We start from the raw sequence: 25,031 nt of genomic DNA, 5'->3' as shown, positions 1-25,031 counted from the left end.
GCCCATTTTGCCCGACTTGCCCCGCGCACGGTAGCGCGTAAATTTCTGGAAGATCGGCCGCTTTCCCCCGGCGGAGGGTCACCCTGTGGAGAGGGGAAGGTGCAGCAGCCCACGAATGATGAAGGAGTCACGGCGCCGCGGTTCGCCCGCCGGTCGCAGTCGCGGAAGTCGTGTCGCGAGCGCCCGGATCGCCGCCTCCGCCTCGACCCGCGCCAGCGGCGCGCCCAGGCAGTAGTGGATGCCCGCGGAGAACGACAGCGTGCCGGACGCGCTCTTGCGCGTGATGTCGTACCGATGTGGATCGTCGAAGACCGCCGGATCCCGGTTCGCCGCGGCGGCCAGGATCGCCAGTTCACTGTCCACCGGCAGCACCTCGCCCGCGAGTTCGATCTCGTGGTGGGCCACCCGGCGGTACTGCTGCACCGGCGGGTCGAAACGAAGCGTCTCCTCGACCACCCCGGCGGCGTGACTCCCCGGGTCGTCACGGAGCATCTCCCACTGTTCCGGGTGGGCCAGCAGCGCGCGGACACCGTTGCCGATCAGGTTGACCGTCGTCTCCGACCCGGCCAGCGGCAGGAACATGCACAGTGGTTCGAGTTCGTCCATGGAGAGCTTGCCCTCGGCCACCGCGGGCAGCATCTGGCTGATCAGATCGTCCCCCGGCTCGCGCTGGCGCAGCGCGATGATGTGGCGGAACATCTCCGTCAGCTCACCGATCGCCAGGTCGACACCGCGGACCTTGTGGAACGAGACGACACCGTCCAGCAGCGGCGCGATCCGCCGGCTCAGCCGGGAGAACCGCGGCCGCAACTCGTCCGGGATACCGACCAGATCGGCGATCACCGTGGTCGGAAGCTTCTGCGCGAACTCGGTCATCAGGTCGAACTGGCCGCCGCCGGCGAGCACCTCGTCGATCATGTCGTCGCACAGCTGCTCGGCCCGGCCCCGCCACTGCTCGGCCATCCGCGGATTCAGCGCGGGGATGGTGAGTTTCCGCAGGCGCGCGTGGTGCGGCGGGTCCAGCCCCAGCATCGAGTTGTCGAAGTTCATGAACTCCGGAACCTTCTGCCCGTCGGCCAGGCGTACCCCGAACCGGCGGTCCCGGAGCACCTTGTTGGCGATCGTGTGATCGGTCGTGACCCACGCACCGAACGCGCTGCGCGACATCGGTCCGAGCGCCCGGATCTTCTCGTAGATCGGGTAGGGGTCCTCGGGCCCCTGGAGCAGCTTGGCGTACAGATCACCGCCGTCTGCGGTCTTGTTGAGAATGTCGTAGTAGCCCGCCATCCGGGCGCGAAGCCCGGCGTCCGGAGGTGTCGTCATCGCTACTCTCCCAGGGACCTCGGTTCGCCAAGCCACCGTAAGGGGGAACCCACCCCTACCCGGAACCCCACAATCCGCCCTGAAGCCGGACCAGTCCGTTCACATACCACCGAGCGGGGCGCCTACGAGCGCCGTCATCGTCCGGCCGGCTTTCGCAACCTGGCGCCCATGAGCAGCGCCGAGCGGGCGACCCGGACCGCCCACGCGGTACCACTCGTCGGACACGACCCGGCGCTCGGACGGTGCGATCAGCCGCGCGCAGGGCGGCCTGCCGGCCGGGCGTGGTCCGGATCACGATGCACTGCATGCCGGCGGCGCGGACCTCTCCGGCCCACATCGACGTCCGAGCGTAGGAGCGTGATCCGCCTTCGGCGGGGCCGACCGGATCAGCGTGGCGACGACGTCCGGCGGGCCAGGTGGACGATGATGTCGGCGATGATCCCGACCGTGGGCGGGAGGGCTTCCTCGATACGGTCGAAGACCAGCTCCCGATCAGCCGGCGGCAGTTCCAGGTACGCGGAGATGGTGGCGAGGTGGCCGACGAAGCCGGCGGCGCTCATCGTCAGGCGGCGCTCGATCACGACCTGCCGGACGTCGGTGAACCACTCGGACTGCCGCAACTCCGTCCCCGGCCACCACATCTCGGCGGTCTCCGGTGTCCCGTCCGGCGCCGGCACCTCGTCGGTCTCCAGGAACGGCGCCCGGGCCACGTGGACGGCCTCCGCCACCGCCGGGTCGGACAGCCGGACCGGTGCACCGAACGAGGCGAGGACGCCGCCCGGCGCCATCAGGCCCGCCATTCGCGACCAGCGGCCCTCCGGCTTCGTCCAGTGCAGCGCCGCCGCGGCGTACACCAGGTCGTAGCTCGTGCCAGGGGTGAGGTCCTCGAAGGCAGCCCGGACCGCCCGCACCTGAGCGGGCACATGTTTGCGCAGCTCAACGAGCATGTTCTCGTCGGGGTCGGTCGCGGTTACGGCGATGGGGGGCCGTGCGAACAGGCGGGTCGCCTTGCCCGTTCCGGCGCCGATCTCCAGCGCCGTTCGGATCGGCCGGTCCGCGTAGGCCATCACCAGGTCGATCAGTTCGTCGGGATATCCGAGCCGGAACCTCTCGTACGTCTCCGCCACCGCTCCGAAACTCACCGCACGACCCGACATGTCCGGCATCTTGACACAGGCCCGACCGTGTCCGCACGCAACTGTGGGGTCTGTTCCGCCGCGGTACCGGCTGCCCCGATCACCCCTGCCGACGCCGCCGCGACCGGGCGTGACCTGGGCGGACCCGCCGGCCGCCGGGTCCGGTGGGCCGGTTCAGGGAACCAGCAACCGGTTGATCTGCTCCACCGACATCGGCCCGGCGGGGACCGGCGTCGCGGCCGCGGTCCGCAGACCGTCGAGCATGAACGCCACCCCGCGCCGCCAGGCATCCGATCCGGCCGACGCGGCGGCGCGGGCCAGGGGCGCGTGCGAGGCGAAGAAGAACAGCAGATCGGAGGCGGTGAAGTCGGCACGCAGGGAGCCGTCGAGCCGGGCCCGCTCGATGATGGACTCGGCGGCGGTGAACGAGTTGTCACAGACCGCCATGAGCCGGCTCGCGTCCGGGAACCGGCGGGTCAGCACATCCCCCATCGCCGGGTCGACGGCCTGCAGCTCGCAGACCTCGCTCACGTAACCGGCGAAGCCCTCCCACGCGTCCGGGCAGGACAGCGCACGGCGAGCGGCGGCACCGAGCCGGGCGGCGGCGAGATCGGCGACCACCTCGTCGAGCAGCGCCTCCCGCGACCCGAACAGGTTGTAGAGGGTGCCGTGACTGACCCCGGCCCGGCGGGCGATCTCCTTGAGCGAGACCTGTAGCCCCTGCTCCTGGAAGAGCCCGGCCGCCGCGGCACGCAGCTTGGCGGCATTGCGTTGAGCGTCCGCGCGCATGCCCCTCCATAACTTGACCCCGTGGTCAACATGTCTGCTACCGTGGCCGGCATAAGTTGACCGCCAGGTCAGGATACCCGGAGGTACGGCCATGACGGAGACGCCGGCCGAGCAGACCGTCGACGAGGAGCTCCCCCTGGACGAGCTGCCGCAGTTGATCATGCTCGAGGGCTCCGAGGACGCCCCGGTCTGCGAGAACGGAGTGTGCCTGTGAGCATCCGCATCGACGTCTGGTCCGACGTGGTCTGCCCGTGGTGCTACATCGGCAAGCGCCGCCTCGAGACCGCCCTCGACCGCTTCGAGCACGCCGGCGACGTCACCGTCACCTGGCACAGCTTCCAGCTCGACCCGACCATCCCCGCGGGCCACCGCGAGCCGGTCCACGAGATGCTGGCCAAGAAGATCGGCGCACCCGCCTCCCAGGTCCGGGCCATGACCCACCAGGTAACCCAGCTCGCCGAGGCCGAGGGCCTCACCTACGACCTGGGCAACGCCATCTCGGTCAACACCCGCGACGCTCATCGGGTGGCCCACCTCGCCGGCCAGCACGGCCTCGGCACCGAGATGCACGAGGCACTGCTCAAGGCGCACCTGTCCGACGCCGCGGTGGTCGACGACCCGGACACCCTGATCAGGCTCGCCACCGAGATCGGCGTCCCCGCCGACGAGGCCGGCGACGTGGTGCGCGGCACCAAGTACGGCGCCGAGGTCGACGCCGACATCAGCACGGCGCGCAAACTCGGCATCTCAGGCGTCCCGTTCTTCCTCCTCAACGAGAAGTACGGCATCTCCGGGGCCCGGTCAGCCGACGACTTCCTCGGCGCCCTGCGCAAGGTCCACGCCGAAGCCTGACCCCCGCGCCCACGGCTGCCGATGGACCCGCCGGTCAGGAGCGCCGCCGGGCGGTCCGTCATGCAGGGACGGCACGGGGCGGCCGGGGCGGAACAGGAGAGGTGGATCGACGATGCACAAGTTCGGGGTGAACGGCGAGCACGTCGAGGCTTTCCTGCAGGAGGTCCGCGCCACGGACCTCGACAGCTGGAGACGATTCGCGCAGTCGGCCCGGCCCAGCCCGGAGCGCCGGGGGGCGAACAGGGCGATCAGCGACGTGCCGATGCCGGCTGCCGTACGCACCGCCGTGTACAACCCCGCGCTCGGCACCGTGCGCAGCCTCGGCCTGCAGGGCGAGGATTCCGGGAGAGTATTGACCATCTCCGGCCGCGTCCAGAGTGCCGCGGTGGGGATCGCCGCCGCCGCGGGACTGACGCCGGCCCAGCGGCGAGCACTGCTGCAGGCTTTCGCGGACGCGGGCTTCCGGTCGGTGCAATCCGTTCTCGAGGCGGACCCGCCGCCCCGTACTTCTCCGGAAGAGCCTCAGGCCCCGGCGGAGTCGGGACGCTGTCCGGCATGGACGGTTTCGCCGCCCCGTCCGCCGCACGTGCACCGCGGCAGTCCGTTGCCGCCATGCAGCCGGGTGACGGCAAGCCCTTTCCGGCTTGTTCGCCTGCCTGCTGTCGGCGTCGGCCCTGCTGGTGGGGGTCCAGCTGATGGGTGCGGCCGACGCCGTGGACATCTATCTCATCGACATCCGCGGCCCTGCCGCGGCCGGGGCCGCCGCACTGATCGGGGCGGTGCTGGCCACTTTCCGGATCCGGGAGAAGCATCTGTTCGCGTACTTCAAGGACCGCTGACCCGGGTCGGCCTCTCGCTCCCGGAGGATCTTCGCTCCGTCGGGTACCACAACGGTACAGGTTTGGCTGTACTATTCGGCCGTGGAGCTTCTGACGCACGGATCAGTGCTGGCGCGATTCGGTCATGCCCTGTCCGACCCGACACGGGCCCGGCTGCTGCTCGCGCTGCGCGACGGCCCCGGCTACCCCGCCGAACTCGCCGGGCTGCTCGGCTGCACCCGGCAGAAACTCTCCAACCATCTCGCCTGCCTGCGCGGCTGCGGGCTGGTGGTGGCCGTGCCCGAGGGGCGCCGGGTGCGTTACGAACTTGCCGACGCACAGCTCGCGCACGCGCTTGGTGACCTGCTCGGCGTGGTGCTCGCCGTCGACCCGGCGGTCTGCGCCGAGTCGGCCGCCGAAGGGTGCTGCTGATGATCGGCCCGCTCATCCCGATCACCGCAACCGGGCCCACCCCGCAGCGACGGGCGCTGCTCAACCGTCGGATCCGGCTGCTGGTGGCCGCGACGATCACCTACAACGTGATCGAGGCGATCGTCGCGATCACCGCGGGCACGATCGCGTCGTCGACCGCGCTGATCGGATTCGGGCTGGACTCGGTCATCGAGGTGTCCTCGGCTGCGGCCGTCGCCTGGCAGTTCTCCGGGGCCGACCCGGAACGCCGGGAAAAGGCGGCACTGCGGGTCATCGCGGTCTCGTTCTTCGCACTGGCCGCCTACGTCGGCATCGCATCGGTGCGGGCACTGTCCGGCGGTGCCGAGGCCGAACACTCCACGATCGGGCTCGTGCTGGCCGCCGCCTCGCTCGCGGTGATGCCCGTCCTGTCCCGGGCACAGCGGCGCGCCGGACGCGAACTCGGGTCACGATCGGCCGTCGCCGACTCGAAGCAGACGCTGCTCTGTACGTACCTCAGCGGGGTGCTGCTCCTCGGTCTTGCGGTCAACAGCCTGTTCGGATGGGCCTGGGCCGACCCGGTCGCCGCCCTGATCATCGCCGCGGTGGCGGTCAAGGAGGGCCGGGAGGCCTGGCGGGGCGACGCCTGCTGCACCCCGGCGACGGCCGCCGCGGGACCGCGAGAAGACAGCTGCGCCGGTCCGTCAGGATGCGGCTGCGACGGCTGATGCGCACCGCGGCCCGAGCGTGGCCGCGGGCAACCGGTGGCCCAGGTGCCCGCGGCCACCGGTCAGCGCAGCGAGTCGACGTCGATGACGAAGCGGTAGCGGACGTCGGACTTCAGCACCCGCTCGTACGCCTTGTTGACCGCGTCCGCACCGATCACCTCGACCTCCGGTGCGATGCCGTTCTCGGCGCAGAAGTCGAGCATCTCCTGGGTCTCGGCGATGCCGCCGATCGACGACCCGGCGAACGAACGCCGGTTGTTGAACAGCGTGAACACCTCCACCGGCAGCGGCTCCGGCGGCGCACCCACGCTGACGAGCGTGCCGTCCAGCCGCAGCAGCGACAGGTAGGCCTTCATGTCGACCGGCACACTCACCGTGTTGATGATCAGGTCGAACGTGTTGCGAAGCGTCTCGAACGTCGCCGGGTCGCTGGTCGCGTAGTAGTGCGCGGCTCCGAAGGCCAGACCGTCGTCCTTCTTGCCGAGCGTCTGCGACAGCACGGTCACCTCGGCGCCCATCGCCACCGCGATCTTCACACCCATGTGCCCGAGACCGCCCATGCCGACCACGGCGACCCTCTTGCCGGGGCCCGCCTTCCAGTGCGCCAGAGGCGAGTACGTGGTGATACCGGCACACAGCAGCGGCGCGGCCGCGTGGTGCGGAATGCTCTCCGGCACGCGCAGCACGAAGTCCTCGTCGACGACGATGTGTGTCGAGTAACCGCCCTGCGTGACGGTGCCGTCCCGGTCGGCACTCGCGTACGTGCCGACGTTGCCCTGGAGGCAGTACTGCTCGTAGCCGGCCTTGCAGTTGTCGCAGTCACGGCACGAGTTGACCATGCAGCCGACCCCGACCCGGTCACCGAGCGCATGCCGGGTGACCGCGTTCCCGACCTCCCGGACGTGTCCCACGATCTCGTGCCCGACGGTCAGCGGATAGGGCACCTCACCCCATTCACCGCGAACCGTGTGAATGTCGGAATGGCAGATGCCGGCGTAGCTGATCTCGATCAGGATGTCGCGCGGGCCCAGGTCACGCCGCTCGACCGTGGTGCGGACGAGCGGATCGGTGGCTGAGGTCGCGGCGATGGCGTTGACGGTGAGGATGGCACTTCTCCGTTCAGGCTGGCGTTTTCCATAACTTGATCACGTACCAGCAAACCTGATCCGCGTTTCGCCCGCCACCGTTGAAGGGGATACCAGTGGTACCTGTCTCAGCAGGGCGCCCTTCGGGCCCGACCGGCCGGGCCCGAGACATCGACGGCCTCGACACGATGGAGGAGAATGTCGGGTGCCGCACGTCCCACCGGTGAGAGGAAGTTCCATGCAGGTGAGAACCATCCTGTCGCTGGCCGCGGCGGCACTCGCGATGGCCGGCTCGGTGGCGGTCCTGAACACACCCCTGAACAGCGCGGCCGCCGAGGGCGGTCATACCACCGGCAACGTGGTCCTCGTCGTCGAGGACGGCACGATCGTCCCGGTGTCCGACCTGATGCGGGCCGGCTGGGACTGCCCGGACAACTCCGCCGCCAGCTGACGCCGGACCCGGCGGGGCTTCGCTGATCGCCGTACGTCGATATGGTGGCGGGCGTGAGACTTCGCATCGTGGCAGTTCTCTGTTCCCTGCTGGTTACCCTCTCGCCAGCCGCGGCCGCTCGCGCCGCCGCCGACCCGCTGCTCGATCAGCTGGCCGCCATTCCCGGACTGACCGTCGTCTCTGAGACCCAGGGCACCGGCTACCGGTTCTTCGTCCTGAACTACCGGCAGCCGGCCGACCACCGGCACCCCCGGGCGGGCACCTTCGAGCAGCGGCTCACGCTGCTGCACCGGTCGGAGGCGGGTCCGGTGGTGCTCTACACCAACGGGTACGGCCTGGCCGCCACCCCGCGCCCGACCCAGACCGAGCCGACCGCGCTGCTGAACGCCAACCAGCTCTCGGTCGAGCACCGATTCTTCACCCCGTCACGGCCGGCCGACGCCGACTGGTCGGATCTGACGATCTGGCAGGAGGCGACCGACGAGCACCGGATCGTCTCGGCTTTCAAGACCGTCTACGACGGACGCTGGATCCAGACGGGCGCCAGCAAGGGTGGCATGACCTCGGTCTACCACCGGCGGTTCTACCCCGGCGACGTGGACGGCGTGGTCGCCTACGTGGCGCCGAACGACGTGGTGAACCCCGCCGACCGGGCATACGACCGGTTCTTCGACACCGTGGGTACGGCCGAGTGCCGTACCGCCCTCGACAACGTGCAGGCGGAGGCGCTGCGCCGCCGGGACCGGCTGGTGCCGCGGGTGGCCGCCGACGCCGCGGCGCAGGGCCGGACGTTCGAGCGGACCATCGGCACCGCCGACCGGTCGTTCGAGATGACGGTCCTGGACGCGGTGTGGGCGTTCTGGCAGTACAGCTCGGAGGCCGACTGCGCGTCGGTCCCGGTCGCGGCGACGGCCACCGACGACGAGATCTACGGCTGGGTCGACAACGTGGCCGGCTGGATGTTCTACACCGACCAGTCGCTGGAGTACTACTTCCCGTACTACTTCCAGGCAGCGACGCAGCTGGGCTGGCCGAGCCTGAAGTTCGAGCACCTGCGCGGGCTGCGCGAGTACCCGGGCCTCTACACGGCGAACTCCTCGCTGCCGGCCGAGCTGCGCCGCCACCACAACCCGCTGCCGATGGTCGACATCGACTTCTGGGTACGGACGGCGTCCCAGCGGATGCTGTTCGTCTACGGCGAGAACGACCCGTGGGGTGCCGAGCAGTTCACTCCGAGCCGGCGCGACTCGGCCGTCTACGTGGCACCGGGCGCCAACCACGGCGCGAACATCTCCCGGCTGAGCCCGGCGGACTCGGCCGCGGCGACGGCCATGCTGCGCCGCTGGGCGGACGCGCCCGCGGTCGCCACGCTGTCGGCGTCGGACGTACCGCTTGACGACATGCTCGCCGACCGCCGCCGGATCGACCGCAAGTAGGCGTGACCGGGCCGGTCCGCGGACACGCGGGCTGGCCCGGAAACCCGGCGACCGGCCGCGCCCCGGATACGCCGGCCGGCCCGGAAACCCTGATGACCGGACGGCCCCCGGGATGGCATGCTCGCCGACCGTGGGCACCGATATCAACGGGTACATCGAGATCAGGCGGCGGCCGAGCGGGCCGGACGGCGGCGGATGGACCACGGCCGTGGACCTGTTCGACCTGTACCGGGGCCGGGACTACGACTCGTTCGCCTGCCTGTTCGGCGTCCGGAACTACGCCGGCTTCCGGCCCGTGGCCGCCGGCCGGGGACTGCCCCCGGACGCCGCCGAGCAGACCCGGAAGTCCTTCGACGAGTTCGAGGACGACGCCCTGTGGCCGACTTGGATCGGCGGGGACGAGATCCGGCGCATCGACTGGAGCGAACCCGCCGAGCACGCCGACACCCGGCTGCACCGCTACGAGCGACGCGCCGGCGGGCAGTGGACCTTCGAAAGCAAGGCCGCCTGGTCGCGGGAGGCCTTCGAGGTGCAGGGAATCCCGGAGACGCGACCGGGTACACCGTCCGAGCCGTACCCGGACGGCACCGTCTGGACGAAGGGCGACGTCCAGTTCCGGGCCGTACGAATGACCCGCCGCGATGCCGTGCCGGCCGCCGGCGAGTGGACTCCTGTGTGGGAGGTGATGGCGATTCTGGGCCGTCTGCACGGCGACGAGAACTGCCGCCTCGTCGTCTGGTTCGACCAATGACCGCCCGTGACCTGCCATCATGATCGGCATGACGCCTGAGGAGCATGCCGCCCGCGCCGGGGAACTCGTCGCCGAAGCCGAGCGGCTCTACCAGATCTGCCTGGTCGACTACCAGACCAACATCAACGAGGACGACCACTCCGAGGAGCCGTACGTTCCCGGCGCGGACCTGGCGATGCTGACCGCCACCACCCAGCTCGCGCAGGTCCACGCGACCCTCGCGCTCGGGCACCCGGTCCGGGCGCCGTTCGTGCCGGCCCACCGGAACGTCGGCCACGATGCCGACTACGACGACCCGCCCGCCGGGATCGTCCATTACGGCGACGACGCACCCACCTGGGACCGGAAGTAGGACGGCGCACCGGGCCCGGACCGGACGTAGGACGGCGCACCCGGCTGGGACCGGACGCAAGGTGTCAGCCGGCCGGGACCCCCAGCCGGTCGAGCAGGTGGCGGCGCAGGCCCCCGAAGCCGGGATCGTCCTGGTGGCGTGGCCTCGGCAGCACCACCGGGATCTCCTCGGCGATGCGGCCACCCTCCAGGATCAGGGCCCGGTCGGCGAGCAGCAGAGCCTCGTCGACGTCGTGGGTGACCAGCAGGGCGGCGAACCCGTGCCGCTGCCGCAGTCGTTCCAGCAGCTGCTGCATCCGCAGCCGGGTGAGCGCGTCGAGGGCACCGAACGGCTCGTCGAGCAGCAGCAGTTCCGGCTCGCGGACCAGCGCGCGGGCGACCGCGACACGCTGGGCCTGCCCGCCGGACAGTTCGGCCGGCCAGGCGTCGCCGCGGTCGCCGAGGCCGACCTCGGTGAGCGCCTCGACGGCCCGGGCGCGGACGTCGCCGCCGGTCAGGCCGAGGGCCACGTTTCCGGCGACGCGCTTCCACGGCAGCAGGCGGTGCTCCTGGAAGACCACGCCGTAGTGGTCGGGCACCTCGATGCTGCCGGTGGCGTCCGGGTCGAGACCGGCGAGCGCGCGCAGCAGCGTACTTTTGCCGGAACCGCTGCCGCCGAGCAGGGCGACCACCTCGCCCCGCCCGACCGTCAGGTCGGCTCCGTCGAGGACGACGGTGTCGCCGAAGGTCCGGCGCAGGCCGGTCACCCTGACGGTCAGGTCGCTTGCAGGCCGCGTCGCCACGCCAGTGTCCTCCGTTCCGCGATGCGGATGAGTGTGTCCGAGAGCAGCCCCAGCAGGGCGTAGACGAGCAGTCCGAACACGACGACGTCGGTCTGGGCGAACTCGCGGGCCTCCATCATCAGGAAGCCGATGCCGGTCTGGGCGTTGACCTGTTCACCGACGACCAGGCTGAGCCAGCCGGCGCCGATGGCCAGGCGCAGGCCGAGGAAGAGCGACGGCAGCGCTCCGGGCAGCACCACGTGACGCAGCCGCTGCCACTGGTTGAGCCCGCACGTCTTGGCGGCTTCGACGAGCCGCTGGTCGATGTCGCGGATGCCGGCGTACGTGTTGAAGTAGAGCGGGAAGAAGGCACCGAGCGCCACCAGACTGATCTTGAGCTCTTCACCGATGCCGACCCAGATGATCAGCAGCGGGACGAGACCGAGGTGCGGCAGCATGCGGGCCATCTGCACCGGCGGGTCGATGGCGTTGTCGCCGAGGCGCAGCAGCGCGGCCGTGGCGGCGAGAACCACGGCCAGGCTGCCGCCGATGCCCAGGCCGATCAGCGCGCGGGTCAGCGAGTCGAGCAGGTGGGTGGTCAGTTCGCCGTCGGTGGCCAGCCGCCAGCCGGTCTGTGCGACGAGGCTGGGGGCCGGCACCTTCTCCTCGGGCAGCAGGCCGGTACGGGAGGTCACCTCCCATGCCGCGAACAGGGCCAGCGGGCTCACGAGCCGATACCAGCGGCGGGGGCCACGGCGGCGGGCCGGGGCGCGGGCCGGCGACGCCGCGACCTGCTTCAGGGCGGTCGTCGTCACAGGAACGCCTCGTTGAACGTCTCGTCGACGCGCTCCTTGATGTTCACCGAGCCGGGGATGAGCCCGAGCTTGGTGAACCCGTCGGCGATGGTCTGCAGTTCGTCGCCGATGGCCGGGGTGATCGGGGCGAGCGGTTTGGCGCTGCGCGCCAGCGCCCGGGTGGTGGTGGGTTCGTCGATCTTCAGCTCGGGCGAGAGGATCTTCGCGCGTTCGGCCGCGTTGGCGATGCCCCAGTCGGTGGTGGCGCGGTACTTCTTGAGGAAGTCGCGGATCAGTTCGGCCTTGCCGGTGACCGCGTCCGGGGCGGCGAGGAGGTATTCGCGGTTGTTGGCCAGGCCGGTGGCGTCGGCGAGCACCCGCACGCCGGGCTGCTCGGCGAGCGCGAAATACGGGTCCCAGATGATCCAGGCGTCGACCTGGTCGGAGTCGAAGGCGGGCCGGCCCTCGGCGGGCTTCAGGTATTTCACATTGATGTCGGTGATGGACAGCCCGGCCTGCTCGAGCAGTTTCACGAGCAGCCAGTTGACGTTGGAGCCCTTGTTGAGGGCCACGGTCTTACCCTTGAGGTCGGCGAACGTCTTGTAGCCCTTGGCGGCCTTGACCAGGACCGCCTCACCCTGCGGGACGGGCTCACTCGTACCGATGATCCGGAAATCGATCTTGCCGGCGGCCGCGAAGATCGGCGGCGCCTCGCCGGTCTGGCCGATGTCGATCGCCCCGGCCTTGAGTGCCTCGGTCAGCGCCGGGCCGCTCTCGAAGAGCGACCAGGCCGCGTCCGGCGCGTCGTTGCGCACCTTCGCCAGGCTCAGGCCGCCGAAGCGCTGATATCCGATGCGCAACTTGCCGGCCGCACCGCCGGTGCCCGCGCCGGAATCGGCATCCCCGCAACCGGCGAGAAACGCGGCACCGAGCGAGCCGATCAGAAGACTTCGACGAGAAGCAGGCATTGTCAGAGATCCTTTCAGCGGTACGGGGAGAGTCGCCCGAACCCGGAGCGGTGGAAGACCAGCGGCCCGGCGGCGGCGTCGGCGCCATGCTGTACGGCATGCAGTCGCAGCAGGACGATGGTGTGATCGCCGGCTTCGACCTCGCGGTGGATCGTGCAGTCGAACCGGGCCAGCCCGTCGCCGATCGTGACCGCGCCGTTCTCGGTGACGTCGACCGTCACCCCGTCGAACCGCTGCCCGACCGCCCCGGCGAGCTGCCGGCACAGCTCACCGTGATGCGCGGCCAGGACGGTCACCCCGAGGTGGTCGGCCCGGCGCAGATCCGGCCAGGTCTTGGAGGTGTTCGCGATCGACACCGACACCAGTGGCGGGTCGAGACTGACCGAGGTGAACGAGCTGGCCGCCAGTCCGACCGAGATGCCGTCGACGAGGGCGGCCACGGCCACCACGCCACTGGGGAAGTCACCGAACGCCTGACGCAGGCGTACCGGATCAAGGTCTTGATTGGTCTTCATCGCCCGGCGGCGGCGAACGGGACCCGGGCGTTGCGATGACGTCTGGGCCGTTCGTCCTTCCACAGGCCACGCTCGGCGAGGATCGGCAGGACGCCCTCACCGAACCAGTAGGCGCCCTCGAGATGCGGGTACGCCGAGAGGATGAACTCCTCGATGCCGAGCGCCGCGTACTCGGCGATCCGGTCGGCGACCTGCTCGTGGCTGCCGACCAGCGCGGTGCCGGCGCCGCCACGGACCAGGCCGACCCCGGCCCACAGGTTCGGGTAGATCTCCAGCCTGTCGCGGGACCCGTTGTGCAGGGCGAGCATGCGCTTCTGCCCCTCCGACTCGCTGCGCCGCAGGCCGTTCTGGACGGTCTCGACGGCCTCCGGCGGGATCCCGGCGAGCAGCCGGTCCGCCTCCGCCCAGGCCTCCTCGGCGGTGTCGCGGGTGATCGTGTGCATCCGGATGCCGAAGCGGATGGTCCGGCCTTGTTCGGCGGCGAGTCCCCGGATCCACGCGATCTTCTTCGCCACCGCGTCCGGCGGCTCGCCCCAGGTCAGGTAGACGTCGGCGTGCTTGGCGGCGACGAGCCCGGCCGCCGGGGACGATCCGCCGAAGTAGATGTCCGGTACGGGGTCCGGGATCTGGCCGAGGGAGGCGGCGTCCACCGAGAGGTGCTCGCCGTGGAAGTCGACGGTCTCCCCCGCCCACAACCGGCGGACGATCTCCAGGAACTCGTCGCAGCGGCGGTAGCGGGCGTCCTTGTCCAGGTAGTCGCCGTACATCCGCTGCTCGTGGCTCTCGCCGCCGGTGACGACGTTGAGCAGCAGGCGGCCCCCGGACATGTTCTGGAAGGTGCCGGCCATCTGCGCGGCCAGGTACGGCGAGACGACGCCGGGCCGGAACGCGACCAGGAACTTGAGGCGGTCCGTGGTCTGGCTGAGCATCGCGGTGCTGAGCCAGGCGTCCTCGCACCAGGCGCCGGTCGGGGTGAGTGCGGCCGCGAAGCCGTTGTCCTCGGCGGCACGGGCGACCTGGGTGAGGTAGGCGACATCGGCGGGGCGGCCGGAACTGCCGGGCGCGAGGCCGTGACCGCCACCGACGACGTGCCGGCCGTCACCGCCGTTGGTCGGCAGGAACCAGTGGAACTGGAGGGACATGCGGCCCCTTTCGGTGTAACCATCTAATGCCTATAGGTTCGCTAGATTTAGAACCAAGCGCAAGGCATCAGCTGTACGGGCGTGCCGAACGCCCCATCGGTTACGCCGAACGTGCCAGCCGCTGGATGATCTCCTCGAAGTCCCCGATCCCGGCCGGGACCCGGTCGTAGCGCCGCCGCAGCATCAGCATCATCACCGCCGGGACATCGCCGGCCAGCGGCCGTGCGGTGATCACCCCGGCGGTCTCCAGCGGGTCGCCCAGGATGCTGTAGTCCGGCAGGATGGTCGGTCCGGCACCGCTGGCCACCAGCGTCTTGCCCATCTCCGCGCCGTCGGTGGAGAACGTGTCGGGCGGCGGCGCGTCGCCGAACAACCGCTGGGCGAGCCGGTGCATCAGATAGCCCGGGCGCATCGCCACGAATGGCTTCCTTCGAAGATCATCCACGTTGATCGCGTCCTGCGCGGCGAGCGGATCATCGGTGCGGCAGCAGACCGCCGGCACGCCGTGCAGCAGCACCGAGTGGTGCAGCGCGGCCGGGATGTCGTCACCGGGGAACACGTTGATCAGCCCCACGTCGAGCCGGCCCTCCAGCAGGCTGTCCTGGATCTCCGCCTGCAGCAGGGTCGCCACATCGACGGTGGTGGCCGGATGCCCGGCGCCGAACTCGCGCACCGCCGGAACCAGCAGTTTCGATGTGCCGGCGTTCACCGTGCCGACGCGGATCGTCCGGCCGGCCAGCTCCTGATCCCCGGCGGCGGCCTTGAGCTGCGCCACCCCGGCGAGAATCTCGGCGACCAGGGGCAGCAGGTCACGGCCCTGACGGCTGACCCGCGCCCCGGACCGGTGCCGCTCGAGCAGCGGCACACCCAGCTCCCGCTCCAGCGAGCTGATCCCCTCGCTGAGCGCCGACTGCGACACGTGCAGTTGCTCGCCCGCCCGGCGGAGCGACCCGTGCCGGATCACCGCCGTCAGGTATTCCAGCTGCTCGAACCGCATCGCCCCGGCACTCCCCTCGCCCGCCGCGAGACTACGCGCCCAACCCCGCCCACCTGTCACACACCGCTGCCGCAGGCCCGCCAAGACAACGGTGACAGCCAGCCCGGCATCTCCGGCTGGCACGCACCGCTGCCTCAAAGCGGCCGAAACAACGGTGACAGCCAGCGCGGCATTTGCGGCTGGCTCGTACCGCTGCCTCGAGCCGGGCGTGACAACGGTGCGAGCCAGCCGGGGATTTGCGGCTCACCGGCTGTCTCGAGGGGCGTTGGCGGACGGTGCGTGGCGGCCGGCAACCACGGCTGTATCCGGGGCAGGGATACAGCGCTGGGCGCCGGCGAGAGTTGCTCGTGGGAGGAGCGCCGGACGCGGAGCGGGGTGGTGGCCACCCAGGTGGCCACCACCCCGGTCGGGTGCTACGCGGTCAGAGGGTCAGGGTCCAGGTGTTGATGTAACCGGTGTCCGCCGATGCGGCGTCCTGCACCCGCAGCCGCCACTGGCCGTTGGCGGCCTCGGTCGACAGGTTGGCCGTGTACGTGGCGACGATGTTGTCGGCGCTGCCACCGGTCCGGTTCCGCAGCGTGTAGACGCTGCCGTCCGGGGCGACCAGGGCGACCACGAGGTCACCGACGTAGGTGTGCACGATGTTCACGGCGACCGTGCTGGTGGCCGAGGCGTTACGGGCACAGCCGCTGACGGTGATCGCGGACGTGACCGTGGTGTTGTCCGGGATCGCCACGTCCGTGGCGTTGGTGCCGCCGCAGGTGCCGCCGGCGCCGTTGACGGTCAGCGTGAACGTCGCCGTCCGGGTGGCGGCCGAGCCGGCGCCGTTGACGGTCACCGCGTACGTGCCGGGCGGGGTGGCCGTAGTGGTGGCGATGGTCAGCGCCGAGGTGCCTCCGGCGGTGACCGACGACGGGCTGAACGAGGCGGTCGCCCCGCTCGGCAGGCCGGAGGCGGACAGGGCCACGGTCTGGGCGCTGCCGCTGGTGACGGCGGTGGTGACGGTGGCGGTGGCCGACGAGCCCGGGTTCACCGAGGCGGACGCCGGCGCGACCGTCACCGAGAAGTCGTTGCCGGTCGAGCAGGTGGCGTCGTTGCCGGCCACGTTGACCGACGTCCAGGCGGCCTGCACGGCGCGGTACTCGGTGGAGCAGCTGCCGTACAGGTCGGTGGCGGCCCGCAGAGTGTAGGCGCGGGAGGTGTTGGCCGGGGTGGTGTTGTTGACGTACCGGGTGTTGGAGGTGAAGTAGACGTCGAGCGCCCGGTACCAGATCGCGGCGGCCTTGTCCCGGCCGATGCCGGTCACGGCGGGCGCGGAGCCACACAGCGGCGAGGTGCCGTACGCCGTGGCGCCGGAACCTTCGGCCAGGTTGAAGAAGAAGTGGTTGGCGGGGCCGGACGAGTAGTGCACGTCGATGCTGTTGGTGTTGGTGGCCCAGCAGCCGTGCGACGAGCCGTCGAGCGTCGGGTTGTACATGTACCGCAGCGGCGTACCGTTGCCCCGGATGTTGATCTTCTCGCCGACCTGGTAGTCGCCGGGGTCGGCGCCGGTGTTGGCGTAGAACTCGACCATCGAGCCGAAGATGTCGCTGGTGGCCTCGTTGAGACCGCCGGACTCGCCGGAGTAGGTCAGGCCGCCGGAGACGATGTTCTCGGTCACGCCGTGGGCCATCTCGTGGCCGGCCACGTCGAGCGAGACCAGCGGGCGGGTGTTGCCGGAGCCGTCACCGTAGGTCATCTGGGAGCCGTCCCAGAACGCGTTGACGTACGCGTTGCCGTAGTGGACGCGCGACGGGACACCCGTACCGTTGCCGAAGATGCCGTTGCGGCCGTGCACGTTCTTGAAGTAGTCGAACGTCTTGGCCGCGCCGAAGTGGGCGTCGACGGCAGCGGACTGCCGGTCGCCGGTGGCGCCGTTGCCCCACGTGTTGTCGGCGTCGGTGAAGGTGGTGCAGGTTCCGCTGGTGCGGTTGTTCATGTCGCAGGTGCGGCCGTTGCCGTGCGACGGGTCGATCATGCTGTACGTCGAGCCGGAGAGCGTGGTGTCGACGGCGACGGTTCCCGAGTAGACACTCGCGCCGGTGCCGGCGACGGTCTCGATGTCGTCGAACTCGCCGATGAACGCGCCGGTCTGCGCGTCGGTGATGACGTGCAGCTCCGAGGGGGTCTGCTTGTCCGCGGCCCAGCCGCTGACGACGGTCTCCCAGGCGAGCCGGCCGGTGCCGGTGCTCGCGTCGACGAACAGTTCGGGGGCGTCGGAGCCGGTGATCTCGCCTTCGAAGCGTGCCTTGGCCGCCTTCTCCGCCTTCGCCGAGCTGACCTTGGCGGTGGGGCTGAGGGTGAGTGGGGCGTCGAGGCCGACCGAGGTGCCGTCGTAGACGCCGCCCGGCTTGGTGTGCACGACGAAGTCACCGCCGTAGACGCGCAGGCCCCGGTATTCCCGGGTGTAGCGGACGTGCGCGGCGCCGTTGGCGTCCACCTTGGCGCGGTACGCGGAGTAGGTCTCGCCGGCCCCGGCCTCGATGTCGGCGGGGCGCGCCTCGACGATGCTGTCCGCCCGGTCGACCGCCTGCGCCTCGGAGGGCGGTGCGGGGATGGGGGTGGGCGGTGCCGCGGCACCGCTCGCGGCGGTGGCCGCGAGGGCGCTGCCGACCAGCAGGGTGACGCTGGTCAGAGCAATGGCTTTTTTCACTCGGTTCCTCCCCGAACCAGACATTTACGCATGGCGATGCGTGAATTCATTATGGGGAACAGATAATGAACGGCGTATATATCTTCACGGTCATACCGCCATGGCACAGCGGGGCCGGGACCGCTATCTTCAGGCCGCATGAAGCGCGTTCTCGCCGCCCTCGGCGTTTCCTGCATCGCCGCCGCCGGCCTGCTCCTGGCACCGCAGGCGGCCCTCGCGGCCGACACGGCCTACCGGACCCTGTCCACCGCCCGCAACCCCGACTGGATGGCCGCGCTGCCGGCCGGCCGGAGCCTGGCCGCCCTCTCCATCCCGGGCACCCACGAGACGCTCTCGATCCACGGCGGCGACTACACCCAGACCCAGGAGAACTTCGGCGACAGCGCCGCCACGCTGACCGCCCAGCTGGACGCCGGCATCCGCATGATCGACATCCGGGCGCGGGTCAACGACGGCAACACCTTCACCATCCATCACGGCGCCGTCTACCAGGCGGCCAACTTCGACGACGTGCTGAACCGGCTGTCCGCCTTCCTGGCCGCGCACCCCGGCGAGACGGTGCTGCTGCGGTTCAAGCAGGAGTGCACCGGCGCGACCGGCTCGTGCACCGACGCGTCCGGGCAGAAGAGCTTCACGGACATCTTCGACTCGTACGTGGCCGCGCGCCCCGGCCTCTTCTGGGGCCCGTCGGTGACCCGGTCGTCCGCGGCGCCCGTACCTGTCCTCGGCACGGTCCGTGGCAAGGTCGTCCTGGCCGTGCTGAACGGTCCGCGCGGCGGGCGGTTCGCCTCCTACGGGCTCGACCAGTTCTCCGGCTGGAACGACGGCTCGTCCGCCTATGTCCAGGACGAATACAACGTGCCGACCGCGTTCGCCATCGCGGCCAAGCGCACCACCGTGAACAACTTCCTGACCAGCACGAACAGCGGTGACCCGGCCCGGATCCACGTCAACTTCGCCAGCGGGTCGGGGGCACTCGCACCGCCCTACTGGGTGGCCGGCGGTGCGCTGTGGCAGCAGGGCGTCAACCCGTACCTGCTGGGCCGGTTGAACGCCGGAACGCTGAGCCGTACCGGCGTCCTGATGCTCGACTTCCCCGGCGGCGGACTGATCAACAGGATCGTGGCCTACAACCACTGACCCGCCGGCCGATGGCCCGCGCCGACGGCGGCGAGGTCCACTACGAGCCCGCGCCCGGCGGTGGCTCGGTGTTCGTCCTCACCCTGCCCGCGCCGCCCCGCGACGGCTGAGCCCGGTCAGCGCACCCCGAGCACGCCGATCAGGCCGGAGATCCGCAGGACCTGCCGGACCGCGTCGGACGGGTCGATGACCGCGAACGTGCAGCCGGCCCGCTCCACGTCGTGCAGGCAGTCGATCAGGCACCGCACGCCCGCCGCGTCGAGGAACGTCACCGCGGCCAGGTCGAGTTCCACCGCCGCCGGCTGGTCCGTGGTCAGGCCCGCACTGAGCTGTTTCCGCAGGTCGGCGGCACTGATCACGTCCAGTTCGCCGGTCAGCACTAGCCGGAGCAGCCGTTGTGCGGTGACCGGCTGCGCGATGATGCACAGGGCGGGCGTGTCGCCGAACCAGATCATGGGCTCTTCCCGGTTTCATGGGCGATGGCGACGAGGCTGAGCACGTGCTGGGCCACGGTCCCGGACGGTGCGTGCAGCCGCAGGTGGCTGCCGTGCTCCCGGCACACCGCGACGGCCTGCTGGAGCGCCGCGACCCCTGCGCTGGCCAGCACGGTCACCCCGGTCAGGTCCACGGTCAGGTCACGGGTGCCGCCGCCGGTCAGCCGCTGCAGCTCCCTCGCCATCATGCCGCTGGTCAGCGCGGTGATCGGCCCATCCAGGCGAATCGCGGGCGGCGGGCCGGCCGGCTGCTCGAGGATCAGCAGCAGCTCGGGATCCGCCCGGTCGGTACCGGGCGGCGGCACCGGCGTGATCCCGTCCGGGTCGAGGAGCCGGGCCGGGCCGGCGAGCCGGTGCGTCACGATCGCCGTGGTGCCGCCGGGACCGCGTTCGATCCGCAGGTGGCCGGCCATCGCCTCGGCCATCACCAGGCCCAGTCCGCGGTACTGCCCGCTGATCGCCGGGGCCCGCTCCCGCCACCGGCCGCGGTCGGACACCTCGATCCGCACGGTGCCGTCGGGACGCAGCGTGCCGGCCACGGCGAGCGGGCCCGGCGCGCCGGCGTAGGCGTGGTACACCACGTTCGTGACCAGTTCACCGACGGCGTGCTGCACCGCGACGACGTCGCCGCCGGCGGCGCCCAGACCGGCCAGCCAGCCGGCGACCGTGCGGTGCAGGACGCGAACCGCGTCCGGCGTCGCGACCGTCTCCAGGTGCACCGGTGCGGGCGGCCCGGTCCGCTGCGCCGCCAGCACGGTGACGTCGTCGATGTGACCGGTGGCGCGTACCAGCAGCTCGACCGTCTGGTCGCAGACCCGCCGGGCCGCCGTCGCCTCCGGGTCCGGCAGAGCCCGGTCGGCGGCCGCGTCCCCCGCGACCTGCAGCAGCTCAGCGGACGCCTGCTCGTGGTGGCGGCCGGGGCGTTCCATGATGCCGTCGCTGTAGAGCACCAGCACCGACCCCTCGTCGAGGTGCGCGGCCGCGACGGCAGGCGGCCGCCCGGAGGCCAGCGGCCCGGAACCGGACGGCGGCAGATAGCGGGCGGCACCGCCCGGCGAAGCGATCAGCGGTGGCGGATGCCCGGCCGTGCAGTAGCGGATCGACCCGTCCGCGGGGTCCAGCACGGCCACACAGACGGTGGCGGCGCGGGCGCCGGGCACCCGGTCGGCCACCCGGTCGGCGGCGGCAAGCGCCGCCACGATGTCGCCGTCCGGCTCGAGCCGGTCGTGCAGGACCGCCCGCAGCTGGCTCATGGTGGCCGAGGCGGCCACCCCGTGCCCGACGACGTCGCCGACGACCAGGGCGACCCGGCCGTCCGGCAGCACGATCGCGTCGAACCAGTCGCCGCCGGCCGCGGTGTCCACCTCGGCCGGCAGGTACGACGCGGCGATCCGGGCTCGCGGCAGCACCGGCAGGCCGGTCGGCAGCAGGGCCCGCTGCAGCGACGCGATCACGTCGGCGGCCCGCGCATACCGCTGCTCGGCCAGTTCGGCCCGCTGCTGGGCGGCATGCCGTTCCCGTACCCGGTCGGAGACGTCGGTGACTATGACGATCATGCTGCGGTCGGTGGTCGTCATGGACCGGTGCGGCAGGAAATGGCAGTTCAGCGACACCTCGATCGCCGCGCCGGTCTCCTGGTCGACCAGGTGCATCCGCCACTCCCGGATCGCCTCCGGCAGCTCCGACGCGTACACCCGGTCCAGAAGTTCGTAGACTTGCTGCCCGGCCAGTTCGGGGAAGAGCTCGCGGATCGGGGTGCCGGCCGGGGCGGGCCGCCCGGTCAGGGCCCGGTAGGCCGTGTTGGCAGCCACCAACCGGTGCTCCGGGCCCTGGGTGACGGCCACCGCGATCGGCAGCTCGTCGAAGACGCCACGGACGAACGCGGCGTCACCGACCACGCGGTCACACTCGTCGGGCTTCTCCACCGCCACGCTCAGGTACAACGCCTGCCGGCTCCAACGGACGCGGGCCGGCGGCGGAATTCACCGTGCCGGCCGTGGACGGCGCCGGCGGACGACGGGTGACCTTGACGATCCAGCGGCGGGCCGGCTCCTCGATGTACTGATGGGCACCCTCGGCGATGAGCAGCAGGAAGAAGACCACGATCACCAGGGAGACGTACGGGACGAGCCCGCTGCCCTTCTCGACGAACTCGGCCGCGGGCATCTTGCCGACCAGCCAGCGATGCGTGATGTACAACGCGTAGCTGGCCACACCGAGCCGCATCATCGGCGCCGTGGCCAGGAAACGGGCCATCCAGCCTCGGTCGGTGGCCAGGCTGACCAGCACGAACGCGAACGGTGCGACGAAGAACAGGCCGTACGACGCGGTGCCCCAGCCCGGCCCGGTACTGCGGAACATCGCGAGCCCGAAGACGTACCCGACCACGACAGCCTGCACGAGGTGGTGCCGGCGGGTGCTCCACCCGCGTACGTGCGGAATGAGGAACGCGACCGCCATGCCGCACACGAAGATCGGCAGGTAGCAGAGCGGATTGCGGTAGAGCCAGCGGTGCGCCGAACCCGGGTCGGCAGCCGGCAGCGCGGACCGGCCGCTGAGGTAGAAGTACGCCCACAGCGTGAACACGACCAGGGTCATCGCCGCGATCAGGGTGACCAGGCCACGGGCGCCGAACCGCCGATAGAGGCGGGCCACGTACGGGATGAGGAACGGGAAGAGCAGGTAGAAGAACATCTCGACGCCGATGGACCACCCCGGGCCGTTGTAGTAGCTCTGCGCCACCTTGATGTCGCCGCTCCACGTCTGCACCGCGAAGATGTTCTGCAGCAGCGGCACCGGATACTGGTGGCGGCCGACCACGTAGTAGTAGGCCATGCAGTAGGCGATCATCGCCCAGTACAGCGGCATCACCCGCGCGATCCGCGCGACATAGAACCGGATCGTCCGCCGCCCCTCCCAGAACCGCAGGTCAGGGTAGTTGTACGCGAGGACGACACCGGACAGCATGAAGAACATCGGTACGCCGATGTATCCCCACTGGGCGATCTTGGCGAGCTCCTCGGGCAGGCTCTTCGGCACCCCGGTGTGCGAGACGACGACGCCGATCGCGGCCACCGCCCGCAGCCCGGTCAGAGCCTTCATCTCCGGCCGCCGTACGTGCGGTCCCGGCGAGGTCGTCGCTGTCACGTTCCTGGTTCCCCCGTTGCTCACCGTCGAAGACACGGCATTGCACCAGGACACAGCGAACGCCGGCCCACGAACGGGATGAACGGAGCCTTAAGGGTTGGACACGACCGGCCCGGCGGCGATAGCCTCCGGGCGGCCGTGGCACTGCTTGAGGAGGTGAGCCCCCGTGAACCATGCATCGATGTGGGTGCTCCCCTCGCCGTCACGGTCGCGCGACTGATCCGATCGTCGCCGGGAGCGTCTCGACAAGACATTCCGAAAGGCGACATCAATGAACAACACTGTCGTGGTCACGCAGGTGTCCGAACGGCACTGGCATGCTCTCGGCGACGACCTGGTGGTCGGCCGTGGCGAGGTCTGGCGCCGCCCCGACGGGCGCAGTTTCCTCAGCATCGACGCGTGGCAGGGTGCCGTCTTCGACCAGATCGCCGGCGCGATGCTTGCCACGCTGCCGAAACCGCTGTACACCGTCGTCGACGAGGCTGACCTGGATCTGCTGACCAGGTGGGAGCGGACCGGGTTCGGGCCCCGGCGCCGCGAGTGGGAGTACGTGCTGTCCACCGACCCGCTGGTGACCGGCCTCGGCGCGGTGACACCGCCGCCGGGGGTGACGATCCTGCCGGCCGGCGCGGCCGAGGAGGGCCCTCTCCGCGAACTCGACCGGGTCGTACGGGCCGAGGCGGAGGCCACGGTGGGCTGGGAGAACATGCCGGCCGAGGTGGTGTCCCGCCCGGACGGCGACACCCTGCTGGACCCGTCCCGGTACGTGGTCGCCGCACACGACGGCGCGTACATCGGCCTGGCCAGGGTGGTCCCGCTGCCCCGGCAGCCCCGAATCGGCCTGCTCGCGGTGCGCGCCGGCATGCGGCGGCAAGGCGTCGGCCGGGCACTGCTCGCCGAGGTCCTCGGCGCGGCACACCGGCGGGGCGCCGGCTCCGCCTCCGCGGACGTCAACCAGTCCAACACCGCGGCGCTGGCCCTGTTCGAGAAGGCCGGCGCCCGCCGCGGCGGCAGCAACCTGGAACTGGTGCTGCGCCCGCACAACAATCGGACGGAGCGCAAATGACCAAGGCCGCCGAAGGCATCCAACTCGAGGGCACCGTTGTCGAATGCATGCGTAACGCCACCTTCCGGGTGGAGCTGCAGAACGGGCACACGGTGCTGGCACACATCAGCGGCAAGGTCCGCAAGAACTACATCCGGGTCCTGCTGGCCGACCGGGTGCTTGTCGAACTCAGCCCGTACGACCTGACCCGAGGCCGGATCGTCTACCGCTACCGCAACTGACGGGCGAGGCGCCCGCCGTGATCCCTGCCCGGCGCCTGACGATGCCGGGCAGGGTGGCGGGCAGGGGTCATCCTGGGGATGTGCGACTCATCCTCAATGTCCTGTGGTTCATCTTCGGCAGCGGATTCGTTCTGGCGATCGGGTACGGCGTGGCCGCGCTGATCTGCTTCGCCCTGATCGTCACCATCCCGTTCGGCGTGGCGTCGCTGCGCCTGGCCGTCTACTCGTTGTGGCCGTTCGGCCGGACCGTGGTGAGCCGCCCCACCGCAGGCGTCGCCTCCGGTGTCGCCAACGTCCTGTGGGTCGTCCTGGCCGGATGGTGGCTGGCTCTGACCCACCTCATCGCCGGGATCGCCCAGTGCGTAACGATCATCGGCATCCCCTTCGGCATCGCCAACTTCAAGCTCGTCCCGGTCGCCTTCTGGCCGCTGGGCCGCGAGATCGTCGAGCTCGGCGACTGAGCGACCGACGAGGTCTCCGGTGTCGGGTTCTTCTTGCGTCGAACCTTCCCTCGGAGACCTCGTCGTCTTTCGATCAACGATGTGCCGCGATTTCCTCGGACATCACGGTCTAGTTGGTTGCTGCGGTGGTGAGGAGGCGGTTGAAGTTGGACCAGGTGGTACCGAAGGCCGCGTACCCAGCGAAGTTGAAACTGGTCGCGGTGCCGGTGGAACGCCAGATCATCAACTGGTCTCCGCCGTTGTAGCCGACCACGTCGGCCTTGCCGTCCACGTCGGCGTCCGCCGCGGCGAACCTCGACACCGTGCCCCAGCCACCCGACACCGCAGCACCCGACGCCGCGAACGAGATCGTCCCCGGCGTACTGACGTTGCGATGCATCCACAGATCCCCGCCCGCGACCCCGGCGAAATCGGGCTTGCCGTCACCGTTGAAGTCAGCGAACGGCAGAATCTCGCGGAACACCCCGAACCCGGCGCCGATCGACACGAACCCCGCAAACGC

General features: G+C 70.6%; 28 protein-coding genes. 13 read left to right on the top strand and 15 right to left on the bottom strand.

Annotated features, from left to right (window positions below):
* Window positions 1–78 precede the first annotated feature (78 nt).
* From AB0G04_RS34560 to AB0G04_RS34550, 3 genes are all read right to left on the bottom strand, one after another.
* Window positions 79–1,323 carry a cytochrome P450 gene (locus AB0G04_RS34560; protein ID WP_360991642.1) on the bottom strand — a complete coding sequence of 415 codons (1,245 nt, stop codon included), beginning with the start codon at window positions 1,321–1,323 and terminating at the stop codon, window positions 79–81.
* Between the two features lie 386 nt (window positions 1,324–1,709).
* A complete protein-coding gene (locus tag AB0G04_RS34555) occupies window positions 1,710–2,480 on the bottom strand; it encodes a class I SAM-dependent methyltransferase (RefSeq protein WP_360991639.1) in 771 nt (256 codons plus the stop codon).
* Between the two features lie 153 nt (window positions 2,481–2,633).
* Window positions 2,634–3,248: a helix-turn-helix domain-containing protein gene (locus AB0G04_RS34550; RefSeq protein ID WP_360991637.1), complete on the bottom strand. Its 615-nt coding sequence runs from the start codon at window positions 3,246–3,248 to the stop codon at window positions 2,634–2,636.
* A 91-nt stretch (window positions 3,249–3,339) separates the two neighbouring features.
* On the opposite strand from AB0G04_RS34550, the gene AB0G04_RS34545 reads away from it, so the two are divergent.
* From AB0G04_RS34545 to AB0G04_RS34525, 5 genes are all read left to right on the top strand, one after another.
* Window positions 3,340–3,462: a hypothetical protein gene (locus AB0G04_RS34545; RefSeq protein WP_360991634.1), complete on the top strand. Its 123-nt coding sequence runs from the start codon at window positions 3,340–3,342 to the stop codon at window positions 3,460–3,462.
* A complete protein-coding gene (locus AB0G04_RS34540; RefSeq protein WP_360991631.1) occupies window positions 3,459–4,100 on the top strand; it encodes a DsbA family oxidoreductase in 642 nt (213 codons plus the stop codon). The genes AB0G04_RS34545 and AB0G04_RS34540 overlap by 4 nt, the downstream gene beginning before the upstream one ends.
* Window positions 4,101–4,744: 644 nt before the next feature.
* Window positions 4,745–4,939, top strand: a complete 195-nt coding sequence (locus tag AB0G04_RS34535) for a hypothetical protein (RefSeq protein ID WP_360991629.1) — start codon at window positions 4,745–4,747, stop codon at window positions 4,937–4,939.
* A gap of 81 nt (window positions 4,940–5,020) precedes the next feature.
* A complete protein-coding gene (locus AB0G04_RS34530; protein WP_360991627.1) occupies window positions 5,021–5,350 on the top strand; it encodes a metalloregulator ArsR/SmtB family transcription factor in 330 nt (109 codons plus the stop codon).
* Window positions 5,350–6,057: a cation transporter gene (locus AB0G04_RS34525; protein WP_360991624.1), complete on the top strand. Its 708-nt coding sequence runs from the start codon at window positions 5,350–5,352 to the stop codon at window positions 6,055–6,057. Before AB0G04_RS34530 ends, AB0G04_RS34525 begins: the two co-directional genes overlap by 1 nt.
* Before the next feature lie 62 nt (window positions 6,058–6,119).
* On the opposite strand, the gene AB0G04_RS34520 is transcribed toward AB0G04_RS34525, so the two are convergent.
* Window positions 6,120–7,163: an NAD(P)-dependent alcohol dehydrogenase gene (locus AB0G04_RS34520; RefSeq protein WP_360991660.1), complete on the bottom strand. Its 1,044-nt coding sequence runs from the start codon at window positions 7,161–7,163 to the stop codon at window positions 6,120–6,122.
* Between the two features lie 217 nt (window positions 7,164–7,380).
* On the opposite strand from AB0G04_RS34520, the gene AB0G04_RS34515 reads away from it, so the two are divergent.
* The 4 genes from AB0G04_RS34515 (at window position 7,381) to AB0G04_RS34500 (ending at window position 10,132) form a co-directional block, all read left to right on the top strand.
* Window positions 7,381–7,593, top strand: a complete 213-nt coding sequence (locus AB0G04_RS34515; RefSeq protein ID WP_360991621.1) for a hypothetical protein — start codon at window positions 7,381–7,383, stop codon at window positions 7,591–7,593.
* Window positions 7,594–7,646: 53 nt separating this feature from the next.
* Window positions 7,647–9,029: a S28 family serine protease gene (locus AB0G04_RS34510; RefSeq protein WP_360991619.1), complete on the top strand. Its 1,383-nt coding sequence runs from the start codon at window positions 7,647–7,649 to the stop codon at window positions 9,027–9,029.
* Window positions 9,030–9,159: 130 nt separating this feature from the next.
* Entirely contained in the window at window positions 9,160–9,780 is a 621-nt protein-coding gene (locus tag AB0G04_RS34505) for a hypothetical protein (protein ID WP_360991617.1), read from the top strand.
* Window positions 9,781–9,808: 28 nt separating this feature from the next.
* A complete protein-coding gene (locus tag AB0G04_RS34500) occupies window positions 9,809–10,132 on the top strand; it encodes a hypothetical protein (RefSeq protein ID WP_360991614.1) in 324 nt (107 codons plus the stop codon).
* 64 nt (window positions 10,133–10,196) lie between these two features.
* On the opposite strand, the gene AB0G04_RS34495 is transcribed toward AB0G04_RS34500, so the two are convergent.
* The 7 genes from AB0G04_RS34495 to AB0G04_RS34465 form a co-directional block, all read right to left on the bottom strand.
* Window positions 10,197–10,913 (bottom strand): ABC transporter ATP-binding protein, encoded by a 717-nt coding sequence (locus AB0G04_RS34495; protein ID WP_360991611.1) that lies wholly within the window; start codon window positions 10,911–10,913, stop codon window positions 10,197–10,199.
* Window positions 10,886–11,707 (bottom strand): ABC transporter permease, encoded by an 822-nt coding sequence (locus AB0G04_RS34490; RefSeq protein WP_360991608.1) that lies wholly within the window; start codon window positions 11,705–11,707, stop codon window positions 10,886–10,888. Before AB0G04_RS34490 ends, AB0G04_RS34495 begins: the two co-directional genes overlap by 28 nt.
* The gene (locus AB0G04_RS34485) at window positions 11,704–12,654 is read right to left on the bottom strand and encodes an aliphatic sulfonate ABC transporter substrate-binding protein (protein ID WP_360991606.1); all 951 of its coding nucleotides are present in this window, start codon (window positions 12,652–12,654) and stop codon (window positions 11,704–11,706) included. Before AB0G04_RS34485 ends, AB0G04_RS34490 begins: the two co-directional genes overlap by 4 nt.
* Window positions 12,655–12,668: 14 nt before the next feature.
* Window positions 12,669–13,169 carry a flavin reductase family protein gene (locus AB0G04_RS34480; RefSeq protein WP_360991603.1) on the bottom strand — a complete coding sequence of 167 codons (501 nt, stop codon included), beginning with the start codon at window positions 13,167–13,169 and terminating at the stop codon, window positions 12,669–12,671.
* The gene (locus tag AB0G04_RS34475; protein WP_360991600.1) at window positions 13,166–14,311 is read right to left on the bottom strand and encodes an LLM class flavin-dependent oxidoreductase; all 1,146 of its coding nucleotides are present in this window, start codon (window positions 14,309–14,311) and stop codon (window positions 13,166–13,168) included. Before AB0G04_RS34475 ends, AB0G04_RS34480 begins: the two co-directional genes overlap by 4 nt.
* Before the next feature lie 100 nt (window positions 14,312–14,411).
* Window positions 14,412–15,308, bottom strand: a complete 897-nt coding sequence (locus AB0G04_RS34470) for a LysR family transcriptional regulator (protein WP_360991598.1) — start codon at window positions 15,306–15,308, stop codon at window positions 14,412–14,414.
* A gap of 421 nt (window positions 15,309–15,729) precedes the next feature.
* Window positions 15,730–18,000 (bottom strand): M4 family metallopeptidase, encoded by a 2,271-nt coding sequence (locus AB0G04_RS34465; RefSeq protein WP_360991595.1) that lies wholly within the window; start codon window positions 17,998–18,000, stop codon window positions 15,730–15,732.
* Window positions 18,001–18,138: 138 nt separating this feature from the next.
* Here AB0G04_RS34465 and AB0G04_RS34460 point away from each other — a divergent pair, with 138 nt between their 5' ends.
* Window positions 18,139–19,140, top strand: coding sequence for a phosphatidylinositol-specific phospholipase C (locus AB0G04_RS34460; RefSeq protein ID WP_360991592.1), 1,002 nt, complete (start codon window positions 18,139–18,141; stop codon window positions 19,138–19,140).
* 116 nt (window positions 19,141–19,256) lie between these two features.
* Here AB0G04_RS34460 and AB0G04_RS34455 read toward each other — a convergent pair whose 3' ends face one another.
* From AB0G04_RS34455 to AB0G04_RS34445, 3 genes are read right to left on the bottom strand one after another with little or no spacing between them, the layout of a single operon-like run.
* Entirely contained in the window at window positions 19,257–19,595 is a 339-nt protein-coding gene (locus AB0G04_RS34455; protein WP_360991589.1) for an STAS domain-containing protein, read from the bottom strand.
* Complete coding sequence (locus AB0G04_RS34450; RefSeq protein WP_360991587.1) at window positions 19,592–21,559, bottom strand: SpoIIE family protein phosphatase; 1,968 nt, start codon at window positions 21,557–21,559, stop codon at window positions 19,592–19,594. Before AB0G04_RS34450 ends, AB0G04_RS34455 begins: the two co-directional genes overlap by 4 nt.
* The gene (locus AB0G04_RS34445) at window positions 21,537–22,781 is read right to left on the bottom strand and encodes an acyltransferase (RefSeq protein WP_360991584.1); all 1,245 of its coding nucleotides are present in this window, start codon (window positions 22,779–22,781) and stop codon (window positions 21,537–21,539) included. Before AB0G04_RS34445 ends, AB0G04_RS34450 begins: the two co-directional genes overlap by 23 nt.
* A 271-nt stretch (window positions 22,782–23,052) precedes the next feature.
* Between AB0G04_RS34445 and AB0G04_RS34440 the strand changes: the two genes are divergently transcribed.
* The 3 genes from AB0G04_RS34440 to AB0G04_RS34430 are packed head-to-tail and all read left to right on the top strand — an operon-like array spanning window position 23,053 to window position 24,529.
* Window positions 23,053–23,847, top strand: coding sequence for a GNAT family N-acetyltransferase (locus AB0G04_RS34440; RefSeq protein ID WP_360991581.1), 795 nt, complete (start codon window positions 23,053–23,055; stop codon window positions 23,845–23,847).
* Window positions 23,844–24,068 (top strand): translation initiation factor IF-1, encoded by a 225-nt coding sequence (gene infA / locus AB0G04_RS34435; protein WP_360991578.1) that lies wholly within the window; start codon window positions 23,844–23,846, stop codon window positions 24,066–24,068. The genes AB0G04_RS34440 and infA overlap by 4 nt, the downstream gene beginning before the upstream one ends.
* A 41-nt stretch (window positions 24,069–24,109) precedes the next feature.
* The gene (locus AB0G04_RS34430; RefSeq protein ID WP_360991657.1) at window positions 24,110–24,529 is read left to right on the top strand and encodes a YccF domain-containing protein; all 420 of its coding nucleotides are present in this window, start codon (window positions 24,110–24,112) and stop codon (window positions 24,527–24,529) included.
* Between the two features lie 109 nt (window positions 24,530–24,638).
* Here the strand turns inward: AB0G04_RS34430 and AB0G04_RS34425 are convergent.
* A partial coding sequence (locus AB0G04_RS34425; RefSeq protein WP_360991576.1) for a VCBS repeat-containing protein occupies window positions 24,639–25,031 on the bottom strand: 393 nt, incomplete at its 5' end.

Origin of the sequence: Actinoplanes sp. NPDC023801, assembly GCF_040639655.1 — a bacterium.
GTDB lineage: Bacteria > Actinomycetota > Actinomycetes > Mycobacteriales > Micromonosporaceae > Actinoplanes.
The sequence above is the reverse complement of the archived record's forward strand: the minus strand, read 5'-3'. Positions and strand labels throughout refer to the sequence as shown.

Coding starts and splice junctions, on each gene's coding strand:
- AB0G04_RS34550 (WP_360991637.1), bottom strand. CDS start 3,248: ATGCGCGCGGACGCTCAACGCAATGCCGCCAAGCTGCGTGCCGCGGCG.
- AB0G04_RS34555 (WP_360991639.1), bottom strand. CDS start 2,480: ATGTCGGGTCGTGCGGTGAGTTTCGGAGCGGTGGCGGAGACGTACGAG.
- AB0G04_RS34560 (WP_360991642.1), bottom strand. CDS start 1,323: ATGACGACACCTCCGGACGCCGGGCTTCGCGCCCGGATGGCGGGCTAC.
- AB0G04_RS34440 (WP_360991581.1), top strand. CDS start 23,053: ATGAACAACACTGTCGTGGTCACGCAGGTGTCCGAACGGCACTGGCAT.
- AB0G04_RS34485 (WP_360991606.1), bottom strand. CDS start 12,654: ATGCCTGCTTCTCGTCGAAGTCTTCTGATCGGCTCGCTCGGTGCCGCG.
- AB0G04_RS34480 (WP_360991603.1), bottom strand. CDS start 13,169: ATGAAGACCAATCAAGACCTTGATCCGGTACGCCTGCGTCAGGCGTTC.
- AB0G04_RS34455 (WP_360991589.1), bottom strand. CDS start 19,595: ATGATCTGGTTCGGCGACACGCCCGCCCTGTGCATCATCGCGCAGCCG.
- AB0G04_RS34430 (WP_360991657.1), top strand. CDS start 24,110: ATGCCGGGCAGGGTGGCGGGCAGGGGTCATCCTGGGGATGTGCGACTC.
- AB0G04_RS34460 (WP_360991592.1), top strand. CDS start 18,139: ATGAAGCGCGTTCTCGCCGCCCTCGGCGTTTCCTGCATCGCCGCCGCC.
- AB0G04_RS34525 (WP_360991624.1), top strand. CDS start 5,350: ATGATCGGCCCGCTCATCCCGATCACCGCAACCGGGCCCACCCCGCAG.
- AB0G04_RS34500 (WP_360991614.1), top strand. CDS start 9,809: ATGACGCCTGAGGAGCATGCCGCCCGCGCCGGGGAACTCGTCGCCGAA.
- infA (WP_360991578.1), top strand. CDS start 23,844: ATGACCAAGGCCGCCGAAGGCATCCAACTCGAGGGCACCGTTGTCGAA.
- AB0G04_RS34475 (WP_360991600.1), bottom strand. CDS start 14,311: ATGTCCCTCCAGTTCCACTGGTTCCTGCCGACCAACGGCGGTGACGGC.
- AB0G04_RS34470 (WP_360991598.1), bottom strand. CDS start 15,308: ATGCGGTTCGAGCAGCTGGAATACCTGACGGCGGTGATCCGGCACGGG.
- AB0G04_RS34545 (WP_360991634.1), top strand. CDS start 3,340: ATGACGGAGACGCCGGCCGAGCAGACCGTCGACGAGGAGCTCCCCCTG.
- AB0G04_RS34515 (WP_360991621.1), top strand. CDS start 7,381: ATGCAGGTGAGAACCATCCTGTCGCTGGCCGCGGCGGCACTCGCGATG.